Source organism: Streptomyces sp. NPDC004539, from assembly GCF_040610055.1.
GTDB lineage: Bacteria > Actinomycetota > Actinomycetes > Streptomycetales > Streptomycetaceae > Streptomyces.
In genome coordinates this window covers 25,972-50,217 of the sequence record NZ_JBEXLS010000049.1, presented here as the reverse complement: position 1 = coordinate 50,217, position 24,246 = coordinate 25,972, and the positions used below count along the sequence as shown (strand labels likewise).

Annotated in this window: 27 protein-coding genes, 2 pseudogenes and 2 riboswitches; of the genes and pseudogenes, 11 read left to right on the top strand and 18 right to left on the bottom strand. The window is 70.5% G+C overall.

The features are described from left to right. The 4 genes and pseudogenes from ABZX85_RS48705 to folP all read left to right on the top strand — a co-directional run. Window positions 1-675, top strand: a pseudogene (locus ABZX85_RS48705) (5-methyltetrahydropteroyltriglutamate--homocysteine S-methyltransferase); the annotation flags it as partial. Between the two features lie 82 nt (window positions 676-757). Continuing rightward, window positions 758-1,021: a hypothetical protein gene (locus ABZX85_RS48700; RefSeq protein WP_355884843.1), complete on the top strand. Its 264-nt coding sequence runs from the start codon at window positions 758-760 to the stop codon at window positions 1,019-1,021. A gap of 28 nt (window positions 1,022-1,049) precedes the next feature. After that, window positions 1,050-1,961, top strand: coding sequence for a methylenetetrahydrofolate reductase [NAD(P)H] (gene metF, locus ABZX85_RS48695; protein WP_355884842.1), 912 nt, complete (start codon window positions 1,050-1,052; stop codon window positions 1,959-1,961). Window positions 1,962-2,010: 49 nt separating this feature from the next. Further along, window positions 2,011-2,901 carry a dihydropteroate synthase gene (gene folP / locus ABZX85_RS48690; RefSeq protein ID WP_355884841.1) on the top strand — a complete coding sequence of 297 codons (891 nt, stop codon included), beginning with the start codon at window positions 2,011-2,013 and terminating at the stop codon, window positions 2,899-2,901. A 36-nt stretch (window positions 2,902-2,937) separates the two neighbouring features. Here folP and ABZX85_RS48685 read toward each other — a convergent pair whose 3' ends face one another. The 9 genes from ABZX85_RS48685 to ABZX85_RS48645 form a co-directional block, all read right to left on the bottom strand. After that, the gene (locus tag ABZX85_RS48685; protein ID WP_355884840.1) at window positions 2,938-3,237 is read right to left on the bottom strand and encodes a hypothetical protein; all 300 of its coding nucleotides are present in this window, start codon (window positions 3,235-3,237) and stop codon (window positions 2,938-2,940) included. 99 nt (window positions 3,238-3,336) lie between these two features. Continuing rightward, window positions 3,337-4,092 carry a CbtA family protein gene (locus ABZX85_RS48680; RefSeq protein ID WP_355884839.1) on the bottom strand — a complete coding sequence of 252 codons (756 nt, stop codon included), beginning with the start codon at window positions 4,090-4,092 and terminating at the stop codon, window positions 3,337-3,339. Window positions 4,093-4,114: 22 nt separating this feature from the next. Beyond that, window positions 4,115-4,336 (bottom strand): CbtB-domain containing protein, encoded by a 222-nt coding sequence (locus ABZX85_RS48675; protein WP_355884838.1) that lies wholly within the window; start codon window positions 4,334-4,336, stop codon window positions 4,115-4,117. Window positions 4,337-4,399: 63 nt separating this feature from the next. After that, window positions 4,400-4,467, bottom strand: a riboswitch (cobalamin riboswitch). Between the two features lie 94 nt (window positions 4,468-4,561). Then, on the bottom strand, window positions 4,562-5,332 hold the full coding sequence (locus tag ABZX85_RS48670) for an enoyl-CoA hydratase (protein WP_355884837.1): 771 nt from the start codon (window positions 5,330-5,332) through the stop codon (window positions 4,562-4,564). Beyond that, window positions 5,329-6,201, bottom strand: a complete 873-nt coding sequence (gene mmsB / locus ABZX85_RS48665) for a 3-hydroxyisobutyrate dehydrogenase (protein ID WP_355884836.1) — start codon at window positions 6,199-6,201, stop codon at window positions 5,329-5,331. The genes ABZX85_RS48670 and mmsB overlap by 4 nt, the downstream gene beginning before the upstream one ends. Further along, a complete protein-coding gene (locus tag ABZX85_RS48660) occupies window positions 6,198-7,265 on the bottom strand; it encodes an enoyl-CoA hydratase/isomerase family protein (RefSeq protein ID WP_355884835.1) in 1,068 nt (355 codons plus the stop codon). Before ABZX85_RS48660 ends, mmsB begins: the two co-directional genes overlap by 4 nt. Beyond that, on the bottom strand, window positions 7,262-8,401 hold the full coding sequence (locus ABZX85_RS48655; RefSeq protein WP_355884834.1) for an acyl-CoA dehydrogenase family protein: 1,140 nt from the start codon (window positions 8,399-8,401) through the stop codon (window positions 7,262-7,264). Before ABZX85_RS48655 ends, ABZX85_RS48660 begins: the two co-directional genes overlap by 4 nt. Window positions 8,402-8,404: 3 nt before the next feature. Beyond that, a complete protein-coding gene (locus tag ABZX85_RS48650; protein ID WP_355884833.1) occupies window positions 8,405-9,937 on the bottom strand; it encodes a CoA-acylating methylmalonate-semialdehyde dehydrogenase in 1,533 nt (510 codons plus the stop codon). Between the two features lie 189 nt (window positions 9,938-10,126). After that, a riboswitch (cobalamin riboswitch) is annotated at window positions 10,127-10,311 on the bottom strand. A gap of 47 nt (window positions 10,312-10,358) precedes the next feature. Further along, window positions 10,359-11,009, bottom strand: coding sequence for a GntR family transcriptional regulator (locus ABZX85_RS48645; protein WP_355884832.1), 651 nt, complete (start codon window positions 11,007-11,009; stop codon window positions 10,359-10,361). A 63-nt stretch (window positions 11,010-11,072) separates the two neighbouring features. Between ABZX85_RS48645 and ABZX85_RS48640 the strand changes: the two genes are divergently transcribed. From ABZX85_RS48640 to ABZX85_RS48625, 4 genes are read left to right on the top strand one after another with little or no spacing between them, the layout of a single operon-like run. Next, window positions 11,073-12,437, top strand: coding sequence for an LLM class flavin-dependent oxidoreductase (locus tag ABZX85_RS48640; RefSeq protein ID WP_355884831.1), 1,365 nt, complete (start codon window positions 11,073-11,075; stop codon window positions 12,435-12,437). Continuing rightward, window positions 12,430-13,632 (top strand): CoA transferase, encoded by a 1,203-nt coding sequence (locus ABZX85_RS48635; protein ID WP_355884830.1) that lies wholly within the window; start codon window positions 12,430-12,432, stop codon window positions 13,630-13,632. Before ABZX85_RS48640 ends, ABZX85_RS48635 begins: the two co-directional genes overlap by 8 nt. A gap of 10 nt (window positions 13,633-13,642) precedes the next feature. Continuing rightward, complete coding sequence (locus tag ABZX85_RS48630) at window positions 13,643-14,575, top strand: CoA ester lyase (RefSeq protein ID WP_355884828.1); 933 nt, start codon at window positions 13,643-13,645, stop codon at window positions 14,573-14,575. After that, window positions 14,556-15,035 (top strand): flavin reductase family protein, encoded by a 480-nt coding sequence (locus ABZX85_RS48625; protein WP_355884826.1) that lies wholly within the window; start codon window positions 14,556-14,558, stop codon window positions 15,033-15,035. The genes ABZX85_RS48630 and ABZX85_RS48625 overlap by 20 nt, the downstream gene beginning before the upstream one ends. A 58-nt stretch (window positions 15,036-15,093) precedes the next feature. Here ABZX85_RS48625 and ABZX85_RS48620 read toward each other — a convergent pair. Both ABZX85_RS48620 and ABZX85_RS48615 read right to left on the bottom strand, forming a co-directional pair. Beyond that, window positions 15,094-15,211, bottom strand: a pseudogene (locus ABZX85_RS48620) (ECF transporter S component); the annotation flags it as partial. Between the two features lie 143 nt (window positions 15,212-15,354). After that, entirely contained in the window at window positions 15,355-15,810 is a 456-nt protein-coding gene (locus ABZX85_RS48615; RefSeq protein ID WP_355884824.1) for a MarR family winged helix-turn-helix transcriptional regulator, read from the bottom strand. A gap of 65 nt (window positions 15,811-15,875) precedes the next feature. Here ABZX85_RS48615 and ABZX85_RS48610 point away from each other — a divergent pair, with 65 nt between their 5' ends. Further along, on the top strand, window positions 15,876-16,703 hold the full coding sequence (locus tag ABZX85_RS48610; RefSeq protein ID WP_355884822.1) for an alpha/beta hydrolase: 828 nt from the start codon (window positions 15,876-15,878) through the stop codon (window positions 16,701-16,703). Window positions 16,704-16,813: 110 nt separating this feature from the next. Here the strand turns inward: ABZX85_RS48610 and ABZX85_RS48605 are convergent, their stop codons facing one another. Continuing rightward, on the bottom strand, window positions 16,814-17,437 hold the full coding sequence (locus ABZX85_RS48605; RefSeq protein ID WP_355884820.1) for a TetR/AcrR family transcriptional regulator: 624 nt from the start codon (window positions 17,435-17,437) through the stop codon (window positions 16,814-16,816). A 70-nt stretch (window positions 17,438-17,507) separates the two neighbouring features. Between ABZX85_RS48605 and ABZX85_RS48600 the strand changes: the two genes are divergently transcribed. Both ABZX85_RS48600 and ABZX85_RS48595 read left to right on the top strand, forming a co-directional pair. Next, on the top strand, window positions 17,508-17,930 hold the full coding sequence (locus ABZX85_RS48600; RefSeq protein WP_355884818.1) for a hypothetical protein: 423 nt from the start codon (window positions 17,508-17,510) through the stop codon (window positions 17,928-17,930). Between the two features lie 634 nt (window positions 17,931-18,564). Further along, window positions 18,565-18,798, top strand: coding sequence for a hypothetical protein (locus ABZX85_RS48595; RefSeq protein WP_355884816.1), 234 nt, complete (start codon window positions 18,565-18,567; stop codon window positions 18,796-18,798). Between the two features lie 551 nt (window positions 18,799-19,349). Here ABZX85_RS48595 and ABZX85_RS48590 read toward each other — a convergent pair. From ABZX85_RS48590 to ABZX85_RS48565, 6 genes are read right to left on the bottom strand one after another with little or no spacing between them, the layout of a single operon-like run. Further along, a complete protein-coding gene (locus tag ABZX85_RS48590) occupies window positions 19,350-20,126 on the bottom strand; it encodes an aldo/keto reductase (protein WP_355884814.1) in 777 nt (258 codons plus the stop codon). Then, on the bottom strand, window positions 20,123-20,707 hold the full coding sequence (locus ABZX85_RS48585) for an AAA family ATPase (RefSeq protein ID WP_355884812.1): 585 nt from the start codon (window positions 20,705-20,707) through the stop codon (window positions 20,123-20,125). Before ABZX85_RS48585 ends, ABZX85_RS48590 begins: the two co-directional genes overlap by 4 nt. Then, window positions 20,704-21,306 (bottom strand): 3'-5' exonuclease, encoded by a 603-nt coding sequence (locus ABZX85_RS48580; RefSeq protein ID WP_355884810.1) that lies wholly within the window; start codon window positions 21,304-21,306, stop codon window positions 20,704-20,706. Before ABZX85_RS48580 ends, ABZX85_RS48585 begins: the two co-directional genes overlap by 4 nt. Beyond that, window positions 21,303-22,484, bottom strand: a complete 1,182-nt coding sequence (locus ABZX85_RS48575; protein WP_355884808.1) for a radical SAM protein — start codon at window positions 22,482-22,484, stop codon at window positions 21,303-21,305. The genes ABZX85_RS48580 and ABZX85_RS48575 overlap by 4 nt, the downstream gene beginning before the upstream one ends. Before the next feature lie 20 nt (window positions 22,485-22,504). Next, on the bottom strand, window positions 22,505-23,539 hold the full coding sequence (locus ABZX85_RS48570; protein WP_355884806.1) for a nucleoside-diphosphate kinase: 1,035 nt from the start codon (window positions 23,537-23,539) through the stop codon (window positions 22,505-22,507). Continuing rightward, window positions 23,536-23,985 (bottom strand): hypothetical protein, encoded by a 450-nt coding sequence (locus ABZX85_RS48565; RefSeq protein ID WP_355884804.1) that lies wholly within the window; start codon window positions 23,983-23,985, stop codon window positions 23,536-23,538. Before ABZX85_RS48565 ends, ABZX85_RS48570 begins: the two co-directional genes overlap by 4 nt. Window positions 23,986-24,246 lie beyond the last annotated feature (261 nt).

The following is a 24,246-nucleotide window of genomic DNA, read 5'->3' as shown; positions in this document are numbered from 1 at the left end:
GTCCGCTGGACGTCGTACGCGCAGTCGCTCACCGACCGGCCGGTCAAGGGCATGCTGACCGGGCCGGTGACGATGCTCGCCTGGTCGTTCGTCCGCGACGACCAGCCTCTCGCCGACACCGCCAGGCAGGTCGCGCTCGCCCTGCGGGACGAGGTCAACGACCTCGAGGCGGCCGGGACTTCGGTGATCCAGGTCGACGAGCCCGCGCTGCGCGAGACACTCCCGCTGCGCGCCGCCGCGCACGCCGAGTACCTGGCGTGGGCGACGGAGGTGTTCCGGCTCACCACCGCCGGGGTCCGTCCGCAGACACAGATCCACACCCACATGTGCTACGCCGAGTTCGGGGACGTCGTCCAGGCGATCGACGACCTCGACGCGGACGTCATCAGCCTGGAGGCGGCCCGCTCCCACATGCAGGTGGCGCGGGAACTCGCGGCGCACGGCTACCCGCGTGAGGCCGGGCCGGGTGTCTACGACATCCACTCGCCGCGCGTCCCGAGTGCGGAGGAGGCGGCCGAACTGCTGCGCACCGGACTTGAGGCGATCCCCGCCGAACGGCTGTGGGTGAACCCCGACTGCGGGCTGAAGACCCGCGGCTGGCCGGAGACACGGGAGTCGCTGGAGAACCTGGTCACCGCTGCACGCACGGTCCGGGGTGAACTCCCCGTCTCTTGACCGGAGTTCCAGCAGGGTCCGGGGCGCCGTGCGCGCCCCGGACCCGTCCACCCGCGGCACGGACACAGAGAGGGACCCGTCGGTGCGCAACGAACCTCACCGCATCACGGTGAACGGCAGACCCATGGTGGCCCTGTCCACCAGGCAGTTCGAGACGCTGTGCGCCATGCGCAGACAACTCGGCGGCCAGAGCGCGAGGATGCGGATCATGCGGGACACGCTCACCGACCTGGGCGAGTTCCTGGACGGCCTCGCCGAGACCCTGGACGCCGCTGATCCCCGGGTCACCGAGATACGGCGCCGCGCACATCAGGCACGCTCCGGCACCGGCCGCAGCACCCCATAAGGCATGACAAACAGGCAGGTTCTCTCCCATGGCCCTCGGTATCGCCAGCACCCGGCCGGACAGCGCGGCCTCGATCCGTGATCTGCTCGCCCGGGGTGGCCGCTCCTACTCCTTCGAGTTCATGCCGCCGCGCAGCGCGGAGGCCGAGTCCGGTCTGTGGACCGCGATCCGGAGACTGGAGGCGCTCTCGCCGACGTTCGTCTCGGTGACCTACGGCGCCGGCGGCTCGACCCGCGGCCGGACCATCGACGTCACGGGACGGATCGCCCAGGAGACGACGCTCACCCCGGTCGCCCACCTCACCGCAGTCGGACACAGCGTCACCGAACTGCGCAACATCCTCGGCCACTACGCCGACCAGGGGGTACGCAACGTCCTCGCGCTGCGCGGGGACCCGCCGGGTGACCCCCTGGGCACCTGGGAGAAGCATCCGCGAGGCGTCGAGTACGCGACGGAACTGGTCAGCCTCATCAAGGAGTCCGGGACCTTCTGCGTGGGGGTCGCGGCCTTCCCCGAGACTCACCCGCGTTCCGCCGACCCGGAGAGCGACCTGCGGCATTTCGTCGACAAGTGCCGGGCCGGCGCCGACTACGCCATCACTCAGATGTTCTTCGACGTCGAGGATTACCTGCGTCTGCGGGACCGGGTCTCGGCGGCCGGGTGCGACGTACCGATCATCCCGGAGATCATGCCGGTCACCACGATCCGTTCCCTGCGGCGGATTCCCACGCTGTCCACGGCCGCCGTCCCCGCCCGACTCGCCGACCGGATGCTGGCCGTCGAGGACGATCCCAAGGCGGTCCGGGCCATCGGCATCGAGCACGCCACGCGGATGTGCCGCCGCCTGATCGCCGAGGACGCTCCGGGACTGCACTTCATGACCATGAACTTCTCGACGGTGACGACGGAGATCTACCAGAACCTCGGTCTCCACACCTGAGGCCGTCCCGCGGATTCGGCTACGTACGTCCCCCATCCCGTGGAGCCCCATGACAACGACCGATCCGCTTCCCGGCCTTCCGCGGTGGGGGCGTTGCGCCGTCATGGGCGTCGTCAACGTCACGCCGGACTCGTTCTCGGACGGCGGTCTGTGGCTCGACCCCGGCCGGGCTGTCGCGCATGGCCTGGAACTCGTGGCGGACGGGGCTGACATGGTCGACGTGGGTGGTGAGTCGACGCGTCCGGGTGCCGAACGGGTCACGTGCGAGGAGGAGTTGAGGCGCGTCCTCCCTGTGGTCCGGGGGCTGGTCGAAGGAGGTGCGGTGGTCAGCGTGGACACGATGCGCGCCGAGGTGGCGGAGGCCGCGGTGGACTTGGGAGCGCGGATCATCAACGACGTCAGCGGCGGCCGGGCCGACCCCGCGATGGCGAAGGTCGCCGCGCGGACGGGAGCGGCGTTCGTCGTCATGCACTGGCGTGGGCAGTCCGATCGCATGGCAGGTCTGGCCGAGTACGGCGATGTCGTCGCCGATGTCGTCAGGGAGGTCGAGCAGCAGGTGGACGTCGTCGTGTCCGCCGGGGTCGACCTCTCGCAGATCGTCGTCGACCCCGGGCTCGGCTTCGCCAAGACCGGCGCGCACAACTGGTCGCTGCTGGCCGGCATCGATGCCTGGACCCGGCTCGGCCGTCCGGTTCTGATCGCGGCGTCCCGCAAGCGTTTCCTCGGTTCCCTGCTGGCCGACCCGGTCACCGGTACACCTCGTCCGCCGCTCGACCGTGACCCCGCGACGGCGGCGGTGTCGGTGCTGGCCGCCTCTCAAGGTGCCTGGGCGGTCCGGGTCCACGAGGTCTCCTCGACGGCCGACGCGGTGCGCGTGGAGGCAGCGGTGCGCGGTGCGGTCGGTCGACCGACCGTGACGGAAGGGCACCGGCCCGGCTGACCGCGACGCGAGACACTTCCCGCGGGACGGACCGGTTCAGACGGCGAGGTCCCGGTGGCGGCGCAGCAGGTCCGCGAGCGCGCAGCGCAGGCAGCCGGCGTCCGTGTCGTCCTCCCCCGCCCGCTCACGACAGGCCGGCACGTCCTCGACCATCGTCTCCAGTTCCCGGACGAGTTGTTCGGTGCGCTTGGCCTGCTGGGCGAGCACGCGCACCCGCGCACTCTGCCCGCCGATCTGCCGACGGCTGGCGATCAGCCGCTCGTACTCCTCGACCGTGAGCGCGACCGCCTCACGGCCGCCGAGGGTGATACGGCGCGGCTGGGGTCGTCCGGCCACTCGGTTCCTCCCACTCCGTCGCTGTCGGCTTCGGTACCCCGATAACGCGAGAGGACCTCCGGATGGTTCCGCAGGTCCTCTCGCGTGTGACGGGACAGGTCAGTTGGCGGCGGGCACCGGCCGTCCCGCCGCCGTCGCGGTGGCGGGCCTGGGGTTGAGGGCCCGGTCGGCCAGCTCGCCGAAGACGAGCCCGAATCCGGTCCACAGGGTGACCTGGATGGCGAGCGCGGACAGCCGGAACCGCCACAGCACGGTCGCCGGGAAGTCCCCCGGCACCTCGTTGATGACCGGCAGGAACGCGTATGCCAGCCCGACGGCGAGAGCGAACGCGCCGATCGCTGCGACGGTCGCCCACCAGGTCCCCAGGCTCGGCGCGAGCCGCTTGCCGAGGAAGGTCGCGGCGATCGCGAGGAGCACGCTGAGCAGCATCATCAGGAAGTACAGGGTGGTGCGCTTGCCGATGGTGTCGGGGTTGCCGACGGCCGGCGGGTTGGCCGGGTACTTCAGGAACGGCACGACGTAGACGGCGAGCAGCGCGCAGCCGGAGAGCAGCAGCGCGGTGGCTCGCGGGGTGAAGCGTCCGACGCGCCCGAGGGCGAAGCAGTAGGCGAGCGCGGCGATGCCGCCGAAGGCGACGCCGTAGACGAGGACGCCGGTGGCGAGGCCCGCCGTGGACTGGAGGGAGCGCGAGACGATCTCCATCTCGTGCTCGTGGGAGTGGGCCGCCTCGAAGCCGATCGCCTTGTCGACGTTCGGTTCGCCGAGGAAGTAGGCGACGACGAGGGCGAGCACACCAGCGGCGAGGCCGGCGAGCATCCCCCGTACGAGCAGGTTGCGTACGGTCGTGGAGTTCATGGTGGTGCCGGTTCCCCTCGGGTCAGTGGCAGGGGAAGCCGAGGAGGTGGCGGGCGTCGTGCACCCACTCGTGGACGTCCTCGCCGGAGACGACCGAGGTGGCGCCCTGCTCGGCGCCGACGAAGTAGAGCAGGACCAGCATCAGGATGCCGAAGAAGACCGCCCACGGGAGGATCGCGGCGATCGGCAGCTTGGCGGGGAGTGCGGGGGTGGTGGCGGTCGGCGGTGCGACGTGCTGCGCCATGCGGCGGGGCCTCCTCTGGGAGTTCGCGTCCCATCTCGGTGGTGCTCCGGACGACGGCTACGGGTCTGACTCGCCGCCCTCGGTGGGGCGGCACACAGTGGCGCGACCGTGCCGGTTTCTCACCGGCTTCCGTCCTGCCGTCGTCGATGTCGCAGCGACGATACCCCTCGTCCGGTACATGACCAATACCGGACGGAGGGGCCGGAAGTCGCCTTTACCGAAGACTTACCTGTGGTGGAACCGGGGTTGCCGTTTCTCGGCGAACGCGGCCATCCCCTCCTTCTGGTCGGCGGTCGCGAACACCGCGTGGAACAGGCGCCGTTCGAAGCGGACTCCTTCGGCGAGCGTCGTCTCGAAGGCGCGGGCGACGGACTCCTTGGCCATCATCGCGACCGGCAGCGACATCTCCGCCACGGTCTCGGCGACGGACAACGCCTCGTCGAGCAGGCCGTCGGCGGGGACCACCCGGGAGACCAGTCCGGCGCGTTCGGCCTCGGCGGCGTCCATCGTGCGTCCGGTCAGGCACATCTCCATGGCCTTGGCCTTGCCCACGGCGCGGGTGAGGCGCTGGGAGCCGCCGATGCCGGGGATCACGCCGAGTTTGATCTCGGGCTGGCCGAACACGGCGGTGTCGGCGGCCAGCACGATGTCACAGAGCATCGCCAGCTCGCAGCCGCCGCCTAGCGCGTAGCCGGAGACGGCGGCGACCGTCGGGGTGCGCACCTGTCCGAGCCGGTCCCACGCGGTGAACCAATCGGCGAGGTACATGTCCATGTACCCCTGCGGCTGCATCTCCTTGATGTCGGCGCCGGCCGCGAACGCCTTCGCCGAGCCGGTGATCACGATGCAGCCGCACTCCGGGTCGCGGTCCAACTCCTCGGTGGCCGCGACGACTTCCTCCATCACCTGAAGGTTCAGCGCGTTGAGCGCCTTAGGCCGGTTCAGGGTGAGCAGCGCGGTACGGCCCTTGCGTTCGACGAGGATCGTCTCGGTCATGCGGACTTCTCCCTGATCGTGCGGACGATGCCGGAGAAGTCCTCCGTCATCCCGACGCGTTCGGCGTAGGCGGTATACACCTCCGCTGCTTTCAGACCGAGTTCGGTGTTGACGCCGCCGGCCTTTGCGGCGTTCGCGGCGAGGCCGAGGTCCTTGGCCATGAGCGCGGCGGCGAACCCGGGACGGTAGTCGCGGTTGGCGGGGCTGGCCGGAACAGGCCCGGGGACGGGGCAGTTGACGCTCAGTGCCCAGCACTGTCCGGACGCGGTGGACGCCACGTCGTACAGCGCCTGATGGGAGAGGCCGAGGCTCTCGGCGAGGACGAACGCCTCGCTGACGGCGATCATCGAGACGCCCAGGATCATGTTGTTGCACATCTTCGCGGCCTGCCCGGCACCGGGTCCCCCGCAGTGCACGGCCTTCTTCCCCATGGCCTCCAACAGGGGCCGCGCCTCGGCGAATTCGGCCTCTCCCCCGCCGGCCATGAAGGTCAGCGTGCCGGCCTCGGCGCCGACCACCCCGCCGGAGACGGGCGCGTCGAGCGCGCGCATCCCGGCCGTGGCCGCGCGTTCGTGGGCGGTGCGGGCGTCGGCGACGTCGATGGTGGAGCAGTCGACGAACAGCGTGCCGGGGGAGGCCACTTGGAGGATCTCGTCGTAGAGGCCGAGGACGTGCCGGCCTTCGGGAAGCATGGTGACGACGACGTCGGCTCCGGCCACGGCGTCCGGCGCGGAGGCCGCGGGTTCCAGTCCGGGGCCCGGGGTGACGGCGAGGTCGTACCCGCGTACCCGGTGGCCGGCCTTGTGCAGGTTGGCGGCCATCGGGCCGCCCATGTGTCCGAGTCCGATGAACGCGACGGTCCGGCTCACCAGGGCACCTCCTCGGTGATTCGAGGTCCGGCGAGCCCGAGTTCGTGCTCGCCGAGCGGGGCGAAGAAGCGTGCGACGTCGGCGTCGGTGACCTCGGCGAGGGTGGCCGGGGACCAGCGCGGGTCGCGGTCCTTGTCGATGACCTGGGCCCGGATGCCTTCCACCAGGTCGGGGGTGGTGAGGGTCCGGCAGGAGATCCGGTACTCCTGGTCGAGGACCCGTTCCAGCGGGCCGAGCGAGCGGGCCCGGCGCAGCGCGGCGAGGGTGACCTTGAGGGCGGTGGGTGACTTGGCCAGCAGCGTCCGGGCGGCCTCCGTCGCCGCCGGTTCCCCGTGCACCGTGAGCCGTTGGACGATCTCCTCGACGGAACCGGCGGCGTAACAGGCGTCGATCCACTCCCGCTGCCCCGCCAGTTCGCCGTCGGCGGTGAGCCGGTCGTGCCGACGCAAGGCGTCGTGGACCGGCAGCTCGGCCAGGTCGTCGAGGAGGCGCGGCAGCGAGGCGGACGGGACGAAGTGGTCGGCCAGCCCGCACACGAGGGCGTCCTGGGGGCCGATCCGCTCCCCGGTGAGGGCGAGGTGGGTGCCGAGTTCGCCGGGGGCGAGGGCGAGGAGGTGGGTGCCGCCGACGTCCGGGACGAAGCCGATGCCGGTCTCCGGCATGGCGATCCGCGAGCGTTCGGTGACGATCCGGACGTCGCCGTGCGCGGAGATCCCGACGCCGCCGCCCATCACGATGCCGTCCATGACGGCGACGTACGGCTTCGGATACCGGGCGATGCGGGCGTTCAGCCGGTACTCGTCCCGCCAGAACGCGGCGGTGGCGGTGCCGTCTCCGTCGCAGGCGTCGTCGTGGATGGCGCGGATGTCGCCGCCCGCGCACAGGGCGCGCTCGCCCGCGCCGGTGAGGACCACGGTCCGTACGGCGGGGTCGTGCTCCCAGGCGGTGAGGGCCTCGTCGATACGCAGGACCATGGAGTGGGTCAGGGAGTTGAGGACCTCGGGCCGGTTCAGGGTGATGTGGGCGGCTCGGCCGTCCGTGCGGAACAGGACGTCGTCGGTCATCCGAACGCCTCTGTCAAGCCGCGGGCCACGATGACGCGCATGATCTCGTTGGTTCCTTCCAGGATCTGGTGGACCCGCAGGTCCCGGACGATCTTCTCGACGCCGTACTCGCTCAAGTAGCCGTATCCGCCGTGGAGTTGGAGCGCCCGGTCGGCGACCGTGTACCCGGTGTCGGTGGCGAACCGCTTGGCCATCGCGCACAGGTACGGAGCTTGTGGATCACCCTGGTCGAGTGCCTCGGCCGCTTCGCGTACCAGGGCGCGGGCGGCGGCGAGTTCGGTGGCCATGTCGGCGAGGCGGAAGCGCAGCGCGTCGGAGTCCAGCAGCCGGGTGCCGAACGCCTCGCGGTCGGCGAGATGGGCGAGGCTGCGGTCCAGGGCGCTGCGGGCGCCGCCGAGCGAGCAGGCGGCGATGCCGAGCCGGCCGCCGTTGAGGCCGTTCATCGCGATGCGGAAGCCCTGTCCCTCGCGGCCGAGGAGCCGGTCGGCGGGGAGGCGGACCGCGTCGAGGAGGACCTGGCGGGTGGGCTGGGCGTGCCATCCCATCTTGCGTTCGTCCGGGCCGAAGCCGATCCCGGGGTCGTCCTTGTCGACGACGAACGCGGAGATCCCGTCGGCTCCTTCGCCGCCGGTGCGGGCCATGACGACGTACAGCTGGGCGGCTCCGGCGCCGGAGATGAACTGCTTGACGCCGGTGAGGAGCCAGCCGTCGCCGTCGCGGACGGCCCGCGTGGTGAGCGCCGCCGCGTCGGAGCCGGCGCCGGGTTCGGTGAGGCAGTAGCTGGCCAGGTCGTCCATCGCGCACAGGCGGGGCAGCCAGCGGTCGCGCTGGGCGGGGTCGCCGTAGTGGTCGATCATCCAGGCGACCATGTTGTGGATGGAGAGGTATCCGGCGATGGCGGAGCAGCCGGAGGCGAGCGTCTCGAAGACGAGGACGCCGTCGGCGCGGGTGAGTGCGGAACCGCCGTGCTCCTCGCGGACGTAGACGCCGCCGAGGCCGAGTCCCGCGGCCTTGCGCAGGACGTCGACGGGGAAGTGGTGGTCGCGGTCCCAGTCCAGGGCGTGGGGGGCGAGGTGGTCCTGGGTGAAGTCGAGGGTCGCCTCGACGAGGGCCCGCTGGTCCTCGGTGAGGGTCATGGCTCAGCCCATCGTCGGGATCGTGAAGCTGGCACCTTCCCGCAGGCCGGCGGGCCAGCGTGTGGTGACGGTCTTCGTGCGGGTGTAGAAGCGGATCGCGTCGGGTCCGTGCTGGTTGAGGTCGCCGAATCCGGACCGCTTCCAGCCGCCGAAGGTGTGGTAGGCGACGGGTACCGGGATGGGGACGTTGACGCCGACCATGCCGGTGTGGACGCGGCGCGTGAAGTCCCGTGCCGTGTCGCCGTCCCTGGTGAAGATCGCGACGCCGTTGCCGTACGGGTGCTCGCTCGGCAGGCGCAGCGCCTCTTCGTAGTCGGCGGCGCGGACGACGGACAGGACGGGACCGAAGATCTCCTCCTGCCAGATCCGCATGGCCGGGGTGACCCGGTCGAAGAGGGAGGCTCCGGCGAAGAAGCCGTTCTCGTGGCCGGGGAGGGTGAAGTCCCGTCCGTCGACGACGAGTTCGGCACCCTCCTCGACTCCGAGGTCGACGTAGGAGCGGACGCGGTCCACGGCGTCCCGGCTCACCAGCGGCCCGAAGTCGGCCTCGGGGTCGTCGCTGCGGCCGATCCTGAGGGTGCCGATGCGTTCCTTGAGGCGGGTGACGAGCGCGTCGGCGGTCTCCTCGCCGACCGGGACCGCCACGGAGATCGCCATGCAGCGCTCTCCGGCCGAGCCGTACCCGGCGCCGATCAGCGCGTCGACGGCCTGGTCGAGGTCGGCGTCCGGCATGACGATCATGTGGTTCTTGGCGCCGCCGAAGCACTGGGCGCGCTTGCCGTGCGCGGCGGCGGTGGCGTAGACGTGGGCGGCGACCGGGGTGGAACCGACGAAACCGAGCGCTTCGACACGAGGGTCGTCCAGGAGGGTGTCGACGGCTTCCCGGCCGCCGTTGACGACGTTGAGGACGCCCGGCGGCAGTCCCGCCTCCAGGAAGAGTTCGGCCAGCCTCAGCGGTACCGACGGGTCGCGTTCGGAGGGTTTGAGGACGAAGGCGTTGCCGCAGGCCAGCGCGGGTGCCGCCTTCCACAGGGGGATCATCGCGGGGAAGTTGAACGGGGTGATGCCGGCGACGACGCCGAGCGGCGCGCGCAGGGAGTGGACGTCGATGCCGGTGCCCGCGTTGTCGGTGAACTCCCCCTTGAGGAGGTGGGGGATGCCGGCGGCGAACTCCACGACTTCCAGGCCGCGCTGGAGGTCGCCGTGTGCGTCGGCGACGGTCTTGCCGTGCTCGGACGACAGAAGCCGCGCCAGCGACTCCCGCTCCTGCTCGACGAGTTGGAGGAACTTGAGCAGGACGCGCGCCCTGCGCTGAGGGTTCCACTGCCCCCACTCCCGCTGGGCCTCGGCGGCGTCGGTGATCGCCGCCTCGGTGTCGGCGCGGTTCGCGAGGGGGACGCGGGCCTGTACGGCGCCGGTGTTGGGGTCGTGGACGTCGCCGAAGGCACCGGAGGTGCCGGGGGTGTGGCGGCCTCCGATGAAGTGGGTCAGCTCACGTACGGGAGTGCGGTCTTGGGTGTCTTGCGCGCGGACCATGGGTGCCTGCTCTCGTCAGGGGTCCGGGATGGCGCGCGCCTGATGACCGCACGGCGACGCGGTGGCGTGCGTGCGGACGGGTGAGGCTGCGCGAGATCGCGTATGGCGGAGGGACCGTCAGACCGGTGGCGTGCTTCCGGGGTCGGGTGCGCGTGACGATGCCATGCGTGTCAGCTCCATCCTCGTGGACAACACGGAACATCCCGCGGCCGGTATCCTGACTCCCGGATCAGCGCGCGCCGTCCGCCTTCCCGACATCTCGTCAGTGGCGTACCGCTCGACGGCGAACTCCCCGGTCACAGTGGCGGGACCGCGCCGGAATCGCACCGGCTTCCCTGCACCGCGGGCCTTGTACCCCGACTATATAGTTGGACGTCCTAGTAAATCCAGCGGTCCCGAGCAGATGGCCGGATGACCGGGGTCAGAGCTGTTCGCGAGTGCGGAGCCAGTCCGTCAGGGCCTCTCCCGCCGCCAGGACGTGCTGTTCCGCCACGGTCCGCGCCCGTGCGGCGTCCCGCTGCCGCAGACAGTCGAGCAGTTCGTCGTGTTCCCGCTGGTTGTGGACGGGGATGACAGCGAGGAAGTTCGACGGGACGAGTCGCAGCGCCTGCCGCAGGAGAGGCAGCAGGTGCGGCACACCGGCCGAGGTGTTGACGATGTGATGGAAGCGCCAGTTGGCGTCGATCAGCTCGGAACCGGGGGGCGTGACCGCGAGGGTGCCCGTGATCTTCGCCAGCTCCTCCAGGGCGTCCGGCGTGATCCGCCGCGCCGACCACTCGGCGGCCTTGCCGCTGAGGGTGGCCAGGATCGCGAAGTTGTCCAGCGTCTCGCCGGGGGTCGCGCCGATGACCTTGACACCGCTGCGGGGAGCGATCTCCACGAGCCCCTGGAAGGAGAGTTCGAGCAGCGCCTCGCGCACCGGGGTGCGGCTGATGCCGAACTCCTCGCAGATCCCGTCGAGGTCGAGGCGGGCGCCGGCGGGGAGGGCGCCGGTGAGGATGCGGTCGCGCAACTCCCGTTCCGCGCGCTGCCGTACGGTTCCACCGATCGCGTCGGCCAGCTTCTGCCTCATGCCGTTACGATATCAGCGATGGGGTATTGAATCTAATATTTTAGATGTGCCATCGTCGAGACCATGAGCCGACAGTCAGGCGACCGGTTGGCACTGGTCGCGTTCATGCAGGCAGGCAACACGTCCGTCTACGCAGGGTCCTGGCGTCACCCGGCCACCGAACACCGCTACCTCGACGCGTCGTACTACGCCGATCTCGGCCGGCTCCTGGAGCGCGGCCTGTTCGACCTGATGTTCTTCGACGACCGCCTCGCGATGCCCGGCATCCACGGCGGTTCCGTCGCCGACGCGGTCCGCCACGGCGCCAGGCCGGTCAAGCTCGACCTGAGCGTCGTCCTCGGCGTCCTCAGCCAGGCGACCTCGCTCATCGGCCTGGGAGCCACCTACTCCACCACCTACTACGCGCCCTACCACGTCGCGCGGACCTTCGCGACGCTCGACCACCTCAGCGCGGGCCGCGCCGCGTGGAACGTCGTGACCTCGGTCAACGACCGCGAGGCGCAGAACTTCGGCGCCGCGAGCCATCTGAACCCGGCCGAACGCTACGACCGCGCCGACGAGTTCCTGGAGGTCGTCACCGGCCTCTGGGACACCTGGGACGACGGCGCGCTGATCCGCGACCGCGCCTCCGGCGTCTACGCCGACCCCGGCAAAGTCCGTGAACTCGGCCACCACGGCGCCCACTTCGAATCCCGGGGTCCGCTGACCGTCCCTCGCTCCCCGCAGGGACACCCGGTGATCCTCCAGGCCGGCTCCTCGGGACGGGGGCGCGACTTCGCCTCCCGCTGGGCGGAGCTGATCTTCACCGGCGACCCCGGCATCGAGATAGCCCGCGCGCACTACGCGGACCAGAAACGCCGGATCGCCGAGACCGGACGCGACCCGGCGTCGGTGCGGATCTGCCCCATGGCCTACACCGTCGTCGGGGAGTCGGCCGCGCACGCCGCCGAGCGCGAGCGGATGTTCCTCGACGACCTGGTCCACCCGACGGCGTCGCTCACCCTGCTGTCCGAGCTGATGAACTACGACTTCTCGGCGCACGACCTCGACGAACCGGTCACGGACGAACTCGTCGAGAAGTCGACCGGCATCCGCGGCCTCGTCCAGAACCTCCGGGCGCACATCGGCGGCACCGTCCGCATCCGCGACCTCGCCGGACACCGCGCGACCCTGCTCCAGGGGCCGCGTTTCGTCGGCACGGCGACGCAGGTCGCGGACCAGATGGAGGAGTGGTTCACGACCGAGGCGTGCGACGGGTTCGTCCTCGCCGCGACCCATCTCCCGGGCGCCTTCGAGGACTTCGTTCGCATAGTGGTACCCGAGCTTCAGCGCCGGGGACTGCACCGCACCCGGTACAACGGCACAACTCTGCGGGACCATCTGGGACTTGAGCGCCCTCCGGTGTCCCGGGGGTCCGTCCGTGTCTGAGCCGCCGTCCGCACTGCGCGGGATACGGGTCGTCGACGCGGCCACCCTGGTCGCCGGGCCCCTGGCCGCCACCCACCTCGGGGAACTGGGTGCCGAGGTCGTCAAGGTCGAACAGCCCGGCAGCGGCGACCCGTTGCGGACCTGGGGTGACCTCAAGGACGGCTGGGGACTTGTTTGGAAGAGCGTCAGCCGCAACAAGAAGTGCGTCACCCTCAACCTCCGCACACCGGACGGCCAAGACCTGCTGCACCAACTCCTCGACCACGCCGACGTCCTCGTCCTCGGCAGCCGCCCCAGCGCCCTGGACCGCTGGCACCTCTCCCCCACCGACGTCCTCTCCCGCCACCCCCGGCTGGTGATCCTGCACGTCACCGGGTACGGCGCCGGCGGCCCGCACAGCGACCGGCCCGGGTACGGGACCCTCGCCGAGGCCATGAGCGGCTTCGCGCACCTGGTCGGCGAACCCGGCGGTCCCCCCTCGCTGCCGCCGTTCATGCTGGCCGACGGCGTCGCCGCACAGACCGCCACGCACGCCGTCCTCGCCGCGCTCTACCACCGCGACGTGCACGGCGGCGCCGGCCAGATCGTGGACGTCAACCTGATCGAACCCCTCGCCCGCCTCATCGAGTCCGCGACCCTCTCCTACGACCAGCTCGGCATCTCGCCGGTCCGCTCCGGCAGCCGCTTCGACGCGAGCGCGCCGCGCAACTGCTACCGATGCGCCGACGGCGGCTGGCTCGCACTGTCCTCGGCCTCTCCGCGCATGGCGCAGCGCGTGTTCACCGTCGTCGGCCGCGCCGACCTGGCCGCCGATCCCGGCTACTACGAACCCGCGGGCCGTGCCGCGCGCGGCGACGAGATCGACAAGGTGGTCGCCGACTGGGTCGCCGAACGCCCCCTGGCCGAGGCGCTGGCCGCGTTCGAGGACGGCGGCTGCGCGGTGGCCCGCGTCTACGACGCCGAGGCGCTCCTGAACGACCCGCACCTCACCGCGCGCGGCACCTTCCCCGTGATCGACGACCCCGACCTCGGACCCGTCCGCGTCCAGGCACCCGCCACACGCCTGAGCTCGACCCCAGCCACCGTACGCGGCCTCGGCCGGGCGCTCGGTGCCGACAACGACCACGTGTACGGCGGCCTCCTCGGCCTCGACGCCACCCGCCTCGCCGCCCTGCGCGCCGCCGGAACCATCTAGGAGCCTCTCCATGCCCGCACGTGCTCCCCGTATCCGCCGCTCGGAGCTGGCCACGCCCGCCAGCAGCGAGAAGATGCTCGCCAAAGCGCCCGGTATCGGCGCCGACCTCGTCTTCATGGACCTCGAAGACGCCTGCGCGCCCAGCGCGAAGATCCAGGGCCGGGCGAACATCGTCAAGGCACTCAACGAGTACGACTGGGGTGACACCGTCCGTGCCGTGCGGGTCAACGGCCTCGACACGGTGTGGTGCCACGACGACGTCATCGAGATCGTCTCGGCCGCCGGGCACAACCTCGACGTGATCATCGTCCCCAAGGCGCGCACCGCCAGGGACGTGTGGTGGTTCGACACCCTGCTCGGCCAGTTGGAGGCCAAGCTCTCGCTCCCCCACCGCATCGGCCTCGAAGTCCTCATCGAGGAGGCCGAGGGGCTCGGCAACGCCTTCGAGATCGCCGCCGCCAGTCCCCGGCTGGAGGCGGTCATCCTCGGCGCCGGGGACCTGTCGGCGTCGCTGCACGCCCGCGTCGACACCAACTTCCGGCCGGTGCGCGGCTATCCCGGCGACTTCTGGCACTACGCGCGCGCGACCGTCGTCGCCGCCGCGCGCGCCGCCGGCATCGACGCCGTCGACTATCCGTTCCCCGACTTCCGGGACGAGGAGGCGTACCGGGGCGACTGCGACGCGGCGTCCCAGCTCGGCTTCGACGGCAAGTGGTGCATCCATCCGTCCCAAGTCCCGCTCGCCAACGCGGCGTTCGCGCCGACGCCGGAGGACGTCGCGTGGGCGGAGGCCACCCGGGACGCGTACCGCGCCGCCGAGGCCACGGGGGTCGGTGCGATCGCCGTCGACGGGACGCTGGTCGACGCGGCGCACATGCGGCACGTCGAGACGATCCTGCGGCGCGCGCGGCGGAGGGACCACGATGTCCACGGTCACCAGTGAGGAGTACCGCGACCTGATCGGCCGCTTCGCGAGCGGCGTCACCGTGGTCACGACCGTCAGCGACGGCGTCCCCTACGGCACCACGGCCAGTTCGGTGACGTCCGTCTCCCTGGACCCGCCGATGCTGCTGGTCTGTATGAACAGGGCCTCCGCCACGGGCCGGGCGATCTCCGCGACCGGTCACTTCGCGGTGAACATCCTCGCCGAGGACCAGTCGGCGCTCTCCCGGCACTTCGCCCGTCAGGGCTCCACGTTCGACACGTACCGCTTCCGCCCCGGCGGGCGCGGCGCCCCGGTGCTCGCCGGCGTACTGGCGAGCTTCGAGTGCCGGGTCACCGACGAGGTCGCCGCGGGGACCCATGTCGTGGTCGTCGGGGAGGTCGAGGAGGCGGTAGGACGTGCCGGGCTGCCGCTGGCGTACTTCCGGGGGCGTCTCGGCCGGCTGTCCGTGGGTGACTGAACTTCAGGTCCGCCGGGCCGGTATCCAAGCCGAGGGAGGTGGCGAGGTGGCAGTGTCACTGTTCGGTGAAGGGCAGGCCGGGGAGGTAGGCGAGGGAACTGTTCGGGTCCACGGACGGCGAGTATCAAGATCTCCCGGCGATCGGTCGCCCGGGGCAGGAACTCGGCGAGCACGCCGGGCGGGAGTCCGGCCACCGCCTCGCCCGCGCGATCTGCCACGGCGGCGCGGACGCTCTGGAGAACGACGACCGGGACGAGGAGCGGTCGGGGTGGGGCCGCCCCGCATCAGCGGAACCGTCAAAGAGCCGCGCCGAGGCCCTTCAGCCTGAAGCCGCCCGCCCGACGGACTCCAGTACCGAGGTCAGAAAGCGGCGCACTGTCTCCAACTCGCCCGCCTCGAAGCCTTCCGCGACCACCATCACCTCACCGATCACCGGCCCGAAGAAGGCCCATCCCAGCTCCCTGGCCTTCTCCTCCACCTCCAGCAGCACGCGTCGCCGGTCGGCCGTGTCCCTGCTGCGCCGGACCAGTCCGAGCCGCTCCAGGCGATCCACCAGGGCAGTGGTCCCGGCGGAGTTCAGTCGCAGCTGCCCGCCGAGCCACCCGGGCGTGGCCCGCTCACCGGAGCGTTCCGCGTCCAGCAGGTGGATCAGCGCGCGCACATCCGTGGGATGCAGCCCGTGGCGCGCGGCGAACTCGGCGCCGAGCAGGTCGAACTCCACGGTGACCGCGCGCAGCAGGTGAACCAGTCCCATCACCGGGCTCTGACCGTCCATGGACACTCCTCGAAATCCCGTAATATCTCGCTGAACGAGATTATCGCCTGGCGAGAGGAACGTTCGTGTCCCTGACCGCCTTCGACCTTGCCTACGACGAACTCCGCGCCCGCTGGCCCGAGTCCACAGAGGAGCGCGATGTCGCCACGCCGTACGGGAGCACCCGGGTCCATGTGTACGGCACGCCGGACGGCAGCCCGCTGGTGCTGCTGCCCGGCGGCTCCGCCACCGGCCTCGCCTGGTTCGCCAACGCGCCGGCCCTCGGTGAGCGATACCGGGTGCATGCGGTAGACCTGCTGGGCGACGCCGGCCGCACCGAACGCCGGGGCACACCCTTGAGGAATGCCGACGACCTGACGGCCTGGCTCGACGCGCTGCTGGACGGCCTCGGGCTCGCCCGCACGCACCTGTGCGGCCACTCGTACGGCGCCTGGCTGGCCGCCAGGTACGCACTGCACGCACCACGCCGTGTGGACCGCCTCGCCCTCGTGGACCCCACCCAGGTTTTCGCCGGATTCCGCCCCGGCTACCTGCTGCGCGCGCTCCCCTCCCTGATCCGTCCGAGCGAGGCCCGCGCTCGCGCGTTCCTGGCCTGGGAGACGGCAGGCACACACCCGGACGAGACCTGGCAGCGCCTCTACGCGCTGGCCACCACCGTTCCCGGCCGGAAGCTCGTCACCGGCGTCCGTCCCCGGACCGCCGACCTCCTCATGCCGGTCCTGGTCCTGCTCGCGGAACACAGCCGCGCCCACAACGTCGCCAAGGTCGCCGACCGAGCCCGCCGGATGCTCTCGCAGGGCGAGGTGACAGTGCTCCCCGGAGCCACCCATCACTCCCTGCCGCTCACCGAACCGAAGCAGCTCGACGACCGGCTGACGACCTTCCTGGACTGACCATGCCAAACGCCAGCGATCTTCGAGACCCCCAAGTCGCCAGGTTCACGAAATCGGTCATCTCTTCAGCACAATGACCTGGCTCCGGGGGCCCTCGTCCTGACCGCCCATCACGAGGCGTCTTCATCGTGATCGAGGAGGGACATCCCTGATGCCAGAACGCGGGCAGCGTCGGCGAAGTACTGCTCGTCGGCGCCAGGGGCAAGACCGAGCGGGACGCCCTGGCCGAGGCCGACGAACAGCGCCCTGAGCGCGGTGGTCAGGCGTTGCGCCTGTTGCGGCGTCACGACGGTTCCGTTGTGCGGCCTTCCGGTGAACAGCTCGATCAGATGGTTCTCCTGCGCTCGGACGGACGCGGCCAGCTGGGACCCCAGCTCCCGGTCATGCAGGGCCATGTCCAGCAAGGTCACCTGGAGCGACAGGCCGGACAACGCGTCCGGGGCGTCACAACTGCGCCGACAGTAACGGGCGAAGGCGTCGACCGCTTCCAGCAGATCAAGTCCCGCGGGAACCGCCTGCTCGATCTCCTCGTAGTACGGCCGCAGATGGTCGGCGACCAGGGCGACCACCAGGCCGTTCTTGCTCCCGAACAGTGAGTAGATGGCGCCGGTGGTCAGGTCGGCGCGTTCGGCGATCTCATCGAGCTTGGCCCGGTATCCGTCCCGGGAAACGACCTGGAACGCGGCGTCCAGCAAGGCACGGCGGTTGCGCTCCTTGGCCTCCGCTCTCGTCATTCTCATAGTTTCATTATTACCGTAATCTCGTTACGGAATCAGTTCAGGACAAGCTTCGAGGAGGACGCCCATGGTCCAGGTCGTGGCATCGCGGATCACCCGCCAGACGGTGGGGGCCGTCGCCGACGGCGCCTTCAAGGTGCTGCTCGCCGTTGCCTACATCGCCGGCGCCGCCCCACTCGCCCGGTTACTCGGCACGCCGACCTGGCTGATGGCCGTCTCAGGCGTGGCCCTGCTGATCAGCGGCGGCATCGAGATCGGATACACGCGCAGCCGGTCGATGCGCACCTACACGCAGCTCATGATCGCCTACGACAGCGGCTGGGTGCTGACAGCCCTGACCGGCCTCCTGATGGCGCGACAGGGCAGCACCACCGGGGGTGAAGTCTGGATGGGGTATCAGGCAGCCGCCCCCATCGCGTTCGCCGCACTGCTGATCGCCGCCGCCCCTGCACAGACGGCTTCCGGCACTCAGCCCGACACCTCGGTTTGAGCGAGGTCCGGCCAAGACCAAGGCGAAGAGGACGATCTCGACGCCGACGGTTCCGCCGGTGCCCGAGCACAGCCAGGGGCACCTTGACCGGGGCGTTCGGGTCCGCAGCGTCCTGCACGTGGACGACGGCTGGAGCGGAGACGAGGGCCACGGTAACGACGGCGACCTGGCCGGCTTCGACAAGCGGGCCCCCGCCGCTCTGGACCCACCCGGACCTCTACGGCCGGTTCGAGTCGGACATGAACTCAGACCTCGCTCTCGCTGCCACGGCGTCCATAGCGTCCGGCCCCCACACTGCGCCCGAGACTGAAGTCGCCAGACCAGCGGCGGGCGATAAGAAGCTGCTGTCTTCCCGGTCGTAATCGCTGAGTTTCCGCTGATCATGCATGGTGTTGTTGTTCCCGAGGGAGGGTTCGGACGTTCAGTTCGTTCTCGGTGATACGGAGGTAGCCGGTGGCGTCGGTGATGGGCTTGCTGGAGGAACAGGAGACCGCTGCGCGGGCGGCCCATTACCCCGTCAACTGGACAAGTTGACCGGTACGACGCTCATGACTATGACACCTCAGGTCCGAAGGAGGACTGGAAACGGCACATCGGTGACGTCAGAGCACAGTTGGTCCCGCTGCCCGCCGACGTGAACGAGCTGATCGCCCAACTGGAAAAGAAACTCGACAACTTGGCTTGCGAAGAACCGATGGCTGGGCTGAGGGTGGTGGCGGCGCTGGAACGCATCACCGAACAGGCCGGCCGTCTGGTCACCTTCAACGTCAAGGCAGATGATCCGTCCGACGAGGCGATCGCCAAGTCGCTCGGCATGGCGGAGCAGGAAGTCGGTACCTATCTGCTGCGCCACTACCTCAGGCGTTGACTGCCTCGGGCCGACCGACAGACACAGTTCCGGTGGCTCCGGGCGTACTGATCTACAGCACGCCCGGACGTACCAACCAGTCAACTACGTCGTTCGACCAAGCGCGAGAGGCGCCGGGCGTCGCGCCAAGCCGTCCGCAAGCTCTCGTAGGGCGAGTCGGGCTCTCGACCGGACCCGAGGTTGTAGGCGCCCGACGGCGTCCTGAACTGGAGCGGCGAGCAGCGTCGCGCGTGGGTCCCGGTACACGAACAAGGTGGTGGCTTCCGGGGTCACGGCTGAGGTGGCCAGGAGGTGGATGATGACCGTGCGACGGCGCATGGGTATCCGGTCGGTCGAGACCTGTCGGAGATCGGGAAGGTCCTCTCCGGTCAGGACCTCGCGCGCAGTTCGCATGGGTGACTGCCCGTCTCGCACGCCTCCGACCGGCAAGGTGATCCCGCCCATGGTGTCGACGACCAGGAGGTCGTCATCGCCCACGGGAACGAACAGGGACACCCCTACGAGCGGAGCACGCCAATTCCTGTACGGGGTCTTCGCGTTGGCCGGAGCGGTCACTTCCGGTCCTTGACAGCCTCGGCGATCTCCGCCAGATGCCGGGGGTCGCCGGTCCCGGGGATCGGGGCGACGTGGGGCCCCTTGTCGAGGAGCCAGGTGAGGCATTCGGTGACGCCCCGGGTCTTGGCGAGTGTGCCGGCGTCGAGGGGGCGATAGGCCACGTACGGGATGCCGAGTTCCCGGCAGGTCTCCAGCGAGGGGTCGTGGTGGTCGATGACGTTGAGGACGTTCTGGACGGCCGCGACCTCGAAGTGCTTCCCGGCGTCGCGGATGTCGTCGGGGGTGACCTTCGACAGGCCGATGTGGCCGATCTTGCCTTCGTCCTGGAGTTCGTTCATCACGCCGAACTGGTCGTCGGCGGGGATCTCGCGGTCGATGCGGTGGAGGTAGCAGAGGTCGAGACGTTCGACGCCGAGACGGCGCAGGCTCGCTTCGACGCAGGACCGGAGGTAGGCGGGGTGGCCGTGCGGTACCCATTGGTCGGGGCCGGGGCGGAGCAGGCCGACCTTGGTCGCGATGAGGACGTGAGGCGGGTAGGGGTAGAGGGCGTGGCGGACGAGGGTCTCGCAGGTGTGGGGGCCGTAGGAGTCCGCGGTGTCGATGTGGGTGAGGCCGTGGGTGTGGACGGCCTGGCGCAGGACGGTGACGGCGGTGTCGTGGTCGTCGGGGTGGCCCCAGGTGCCGGGGCCGGTCAGGCGCATGGTGCCGAAGCCGAGGCGGGAGACGGTCTTGCCGGCGATGGTGATGGTGCCGGCGGGCGGGGTGGCGGTCATGTCCGGGGCTCCTTCAGACACAGGTGGAGGGCTCGCTCGATGGCGGCCGTGCGGCTGTGGTCCTCGTCGGTGACGCGCTGGTGGAGGAGGTTCTCCTCGGCGAGGAGGGCGTGGGCGTGGCGGTCGACGAGGCGGCGGAAGAGGGCGTCGTCGCCGGTGGCGGTGTGCGGGTTCAGCACGGTGGCGAACAGCAGGTCGTACTTCGTGGCCTGGGTCGTGGCGAGTGCCAGCAGGCGCTCGGTGTCGGTCCGGTGGGCCGTGGCACCGCGGAATTCGAGGGCGGCCCGCAAGTAGGCGAGGGCGTCGTAGGAGGCGCAGTCGAGAAGGACGACGTCGGCGCCCGCGGCACTGGCGGCGATCTCGTCGGCGATGCCCTGCGTGATGATCCACTCGGTGGAGGCCGCGGTGTGGTGCTGCATCTTGGGCAGGCCCAGCGCGGCGGCGCGCTTGGCGAAGCGGCCGGTGCGGGCCACGGTCACGCCGTGACTACGCAGTTCCATCTCGATCCGCTTCAGGAGCGTGGTCTTGCCGGTGGAGTGTGTTCCCAGCACCCCGATCCGGATGGGAGGTTCGGAGGTCACCACAGAGTCGGGTCCTTTTCTGGTTCGGGGGTTCCGGGGAGGCCGGGAGGGACGGCGGCGGCGACGAGGTCGTCCCAGGTGTCGTAGTGGCCGGCCAGGGCGATGAGGATCTGCGCGGTGGCGTAGGCGTCGTACGTGGCCCGGTGGCGCTGGGCGGGGGCTTCGCGCAGGTCCGGCTGGACGGCCTTGATGAGGGCGTCGAGGCTGTATCCGGGCAGGCCGGGAAGGGTGGCGCGGGCGAGGCGCAGGGTGTCCAGCACCCCGGCGGGCTCCCATCCGGGCAGGTGCGCGGTGAGGACCCGGTGGTCAATGTGCGCGTTGTGGGCGCAGATCCACGCCGTGCCGAGGAACTTCTGGACCGTGCCGGCGATCTCCGTCCAGGCGGGCTGGTGGGCGAGGTCCTGGTTGGTCAGGCCGTGTACGCGGGTGGCGAACGCGGTGACGGGGCGCTGCGGTCGGGCCAGCCATGCCCGCGCGGTCGTCTTGTCGGGGCTCCCGTTCTCGATGGGGAGGGCGGCGACCTCGACGAGGTCGGGAGGGTTGGTGCCGTTGCCTTCGACGTCGACGACGAGCAGGCGGGGCCAGGAGGCGAAGTTCATGACGGGGCGGGTCCGTTCTGTGCCGGCCAGCCGATGGAAGCCCGGCCGTGCTGGCGGTAGTGGTGCGGTTTGCGGCGGTCGTGGCACTGGTAGCCGAACCCGTGCTGGAGGAAGTAGCGGGGCGGTTCGTCCAGTCCCTCGACGACGATGGCACGGTCGTTGACCTCGACCTCGCCGATCGCGCCGAGGGCGCGCGCCTCACGGGTGACGGCGGTCAGGTCCGGCTCGACCCAGGCGTCCCGGCACAGCGTGATCTGCTCGGGAGGGCAGATGTCGCACAACTCTCGGATGCCGTAGTGGCCGTTGTAGTCGGGCTCGCCCCAGGCGTAGGCGATACCGCAGCTCGTCTTGCGGAACAGAATTCCCGGGGTCGTGGGGAAGGCGTCGAGGATGCGCTGTTCGGTGGTCTCCGGCAGGATCTTCCGCCGGGCGGTGTCGTCGTACGGCGACGGCAGGCCGTTGGCCTTGTAGTACGCCTTGATCTCGTCGCGGAAGAACAGGCCGGTGAAGAAGGTGGCATGCGCGTGCCGGGACAGCTCGCGGGCCCTGGTGAGGTGAGCCGGGCTGTCGTTGAGGCCGGGGACGATCGGCCTCCAGTACAGGATGGTGCGGTAGTTCTCGGCGTGCGCGTACAGGGTGCGCAGGCTGTCGGCCGCGATGGCGGAGTCGACCGGTTCGATGCCGGGGTGGTCGATGCCGGAGTGGGTGACGAGCACGGTCAGGCGCAGGTTGCTGAAGGAGTTGAGGACGGCGCAGTCCTCCGGGTGGACCCGCCAGCGGGTGATGACCAGGACGTGGTTGGTCAGGCCCTGGTCGTCCAGGTTCCGCAGCACGGAGAACAGGTGCGGCTTGACGACGGGGAGCATCGGGTCGGTCGCCCGGTTGAGGAGCTGGAGGGGGGTGCGGTGGGGGCGGAAGTACGGGTGCCCGACGAGCGCGGCGACCGCCTGTTCGTCGCTCATCAGCCGTTTCGGCGTCTTCATCCCGAAGTTGTCGAACAGGTGCCGTACGCAGTAGCCGCACTCCAGCGGGCAGCCGACGATCCAGTTCAGCGACAGGCCGGACTTGCGGTACTCGATCACGTCGGACAGTTCCGGCTTCAGCGCGTTGATCTGCTCGCCGGTCAGGATCGGCAGCGGGCGGCGCAGGAGCGCGGTCGGTTCGGGGAGGTTCGTCATGGGGGCCTCCGGGTCCGGGGTCAGTGGTCGGCGGACGTGGGCCGGGCCGGTACGGGCAGGGGCGTGAGCAGAGCGCGGCGGCCGGCTCCGAACCAGGTGCCGAAGTCGCGGCGCGCGGCTTCGGGATCGTCGCTGGTGTGGACGAGGTTGCGCACGAGGCGTTTCTTCACGACGGCGGCTTCGAGGCTGTCGGCGCCGAGGTCGCCGCGGATCGTGCCCGGCGCGGCGTACATCGGGTCGAAGTGTCCGAGGAGTTGGCGCAGCCGGCCGTGGCAGCCGGGTTCCGCGTGGGCGAGAGCGACGCTGACGTGTTTGCCGGCGTACTCGGCGTCGAGGCAGGCGGGGATTTCTCGGTCGGGGAACCAGTCGGCGTCGACGAGGAGATCCCAGTAGTGGACGTGGATCTGCCAAGGCTGGACCAGGACGTCCACCGGGTCCGAGACCGTGAACCCCGCTGCCCGGACGCGGTCCAGGACCTCCGCGACCAGACCGCGCTCGACCGCGTCCGGCTTGCAGAGAACCACGGAACACCCGGCGAAGTCCGGTACCTCGTGCCCGCCGGAGAACCAGACGCCGAACTCGCGGCGCGCGGCTTCGGGATCGTCGCTCGTGTGGACGAGGTTGCGTACCAGCCTCTGTTGCGCCCGCGCCTCCGACAGGGTGTCCTCACCGAGGTCGCCCCGGATCGTGCCCGTCACCGCGGCGGCCGGGTCCGTGTGTCCGATGAGCCGGCGCAGCAGGGAGTGGGTTCCCGGGGTGCCGTACGCGAGGGCCACCGCCACGGGACGGCCGACGAACGCCTTGTCGAGAAGGGCGGGAACGTCTACGCCAAGGGCCCGGGGGCCGGTGAGGAGGTTGCGGTAGGCGACGTGCGCCTGCCACGGCTGGACCACGACGTCCCTGCGCTCGACAACCGTGAAGCCCGCTTCGGCGATCCGCGCAAGCACCAGCTCGACGAGGCCGCGCTCGACCGCGTCCGGTTTGCACAGGACGACGGCCCAGCGGTCGAAGTCCACACCCTCCACCACGGCGCCGCCCGGCGGCTTCCGGCTCACCGTGCGGCACCGTTCAGGGACGCGGCGGCGTACTGCGGCCAGCGGTGTCCGACCAGCCACCGCAGCCCCGGGATCAGCGCGGAGAGGATGTCGTCGGAAACAGCCTCGGGACGGTCGTGCTGGATCTGGCGGTAGAGCTCGAACAGCAGCAGCATCTGCTGCCAGTACACCTCCAGGTCCAGGCCGAGGATGTCGCGGGCGTTGTAGTGGACCTCATTGGTGCGCAGAGCCTCTTCGTGTTCCAGGACACGCGCGACGGCCGCCGGGGTGGTGGTGCGGGGCATCGCCGGGAACGGGAAGAACCGGGGTTCGGCGAGACCGTCCGCCTCGGCCAGGACCCGCTCGACCCGGTCGGCGTTGCGGTCGTTGACGTGCGCCGAGCCGATGAAATGGGTGTAGGTGCCCAGGTCCAGGCCCAGTCGGACGGCCGCGTACTCCTGGATCATGGTGAAGCTGAAGACGTCGCTCAGCAGGCCGCAGTCGAGGTCGTCGGTGAGGGTTGACGCAGCCGCGCAGCTTGGGCTGCGCGGCGTCGCAGCGGATCTGGCCGCTTGCGGGGCTGGACCAGAATGCGCTGGAGTCGATCGTGGTGGCGCTGGCCCGTGGGTCTGGTCGGTGGCCACGAGCATGCGGTGACTTCACCTGCGCGGTCGCGGACTTCGGGGCGAGGCAGCCGCGCAGGGGGAGGCAAGTCGTCGCGGTCGAGG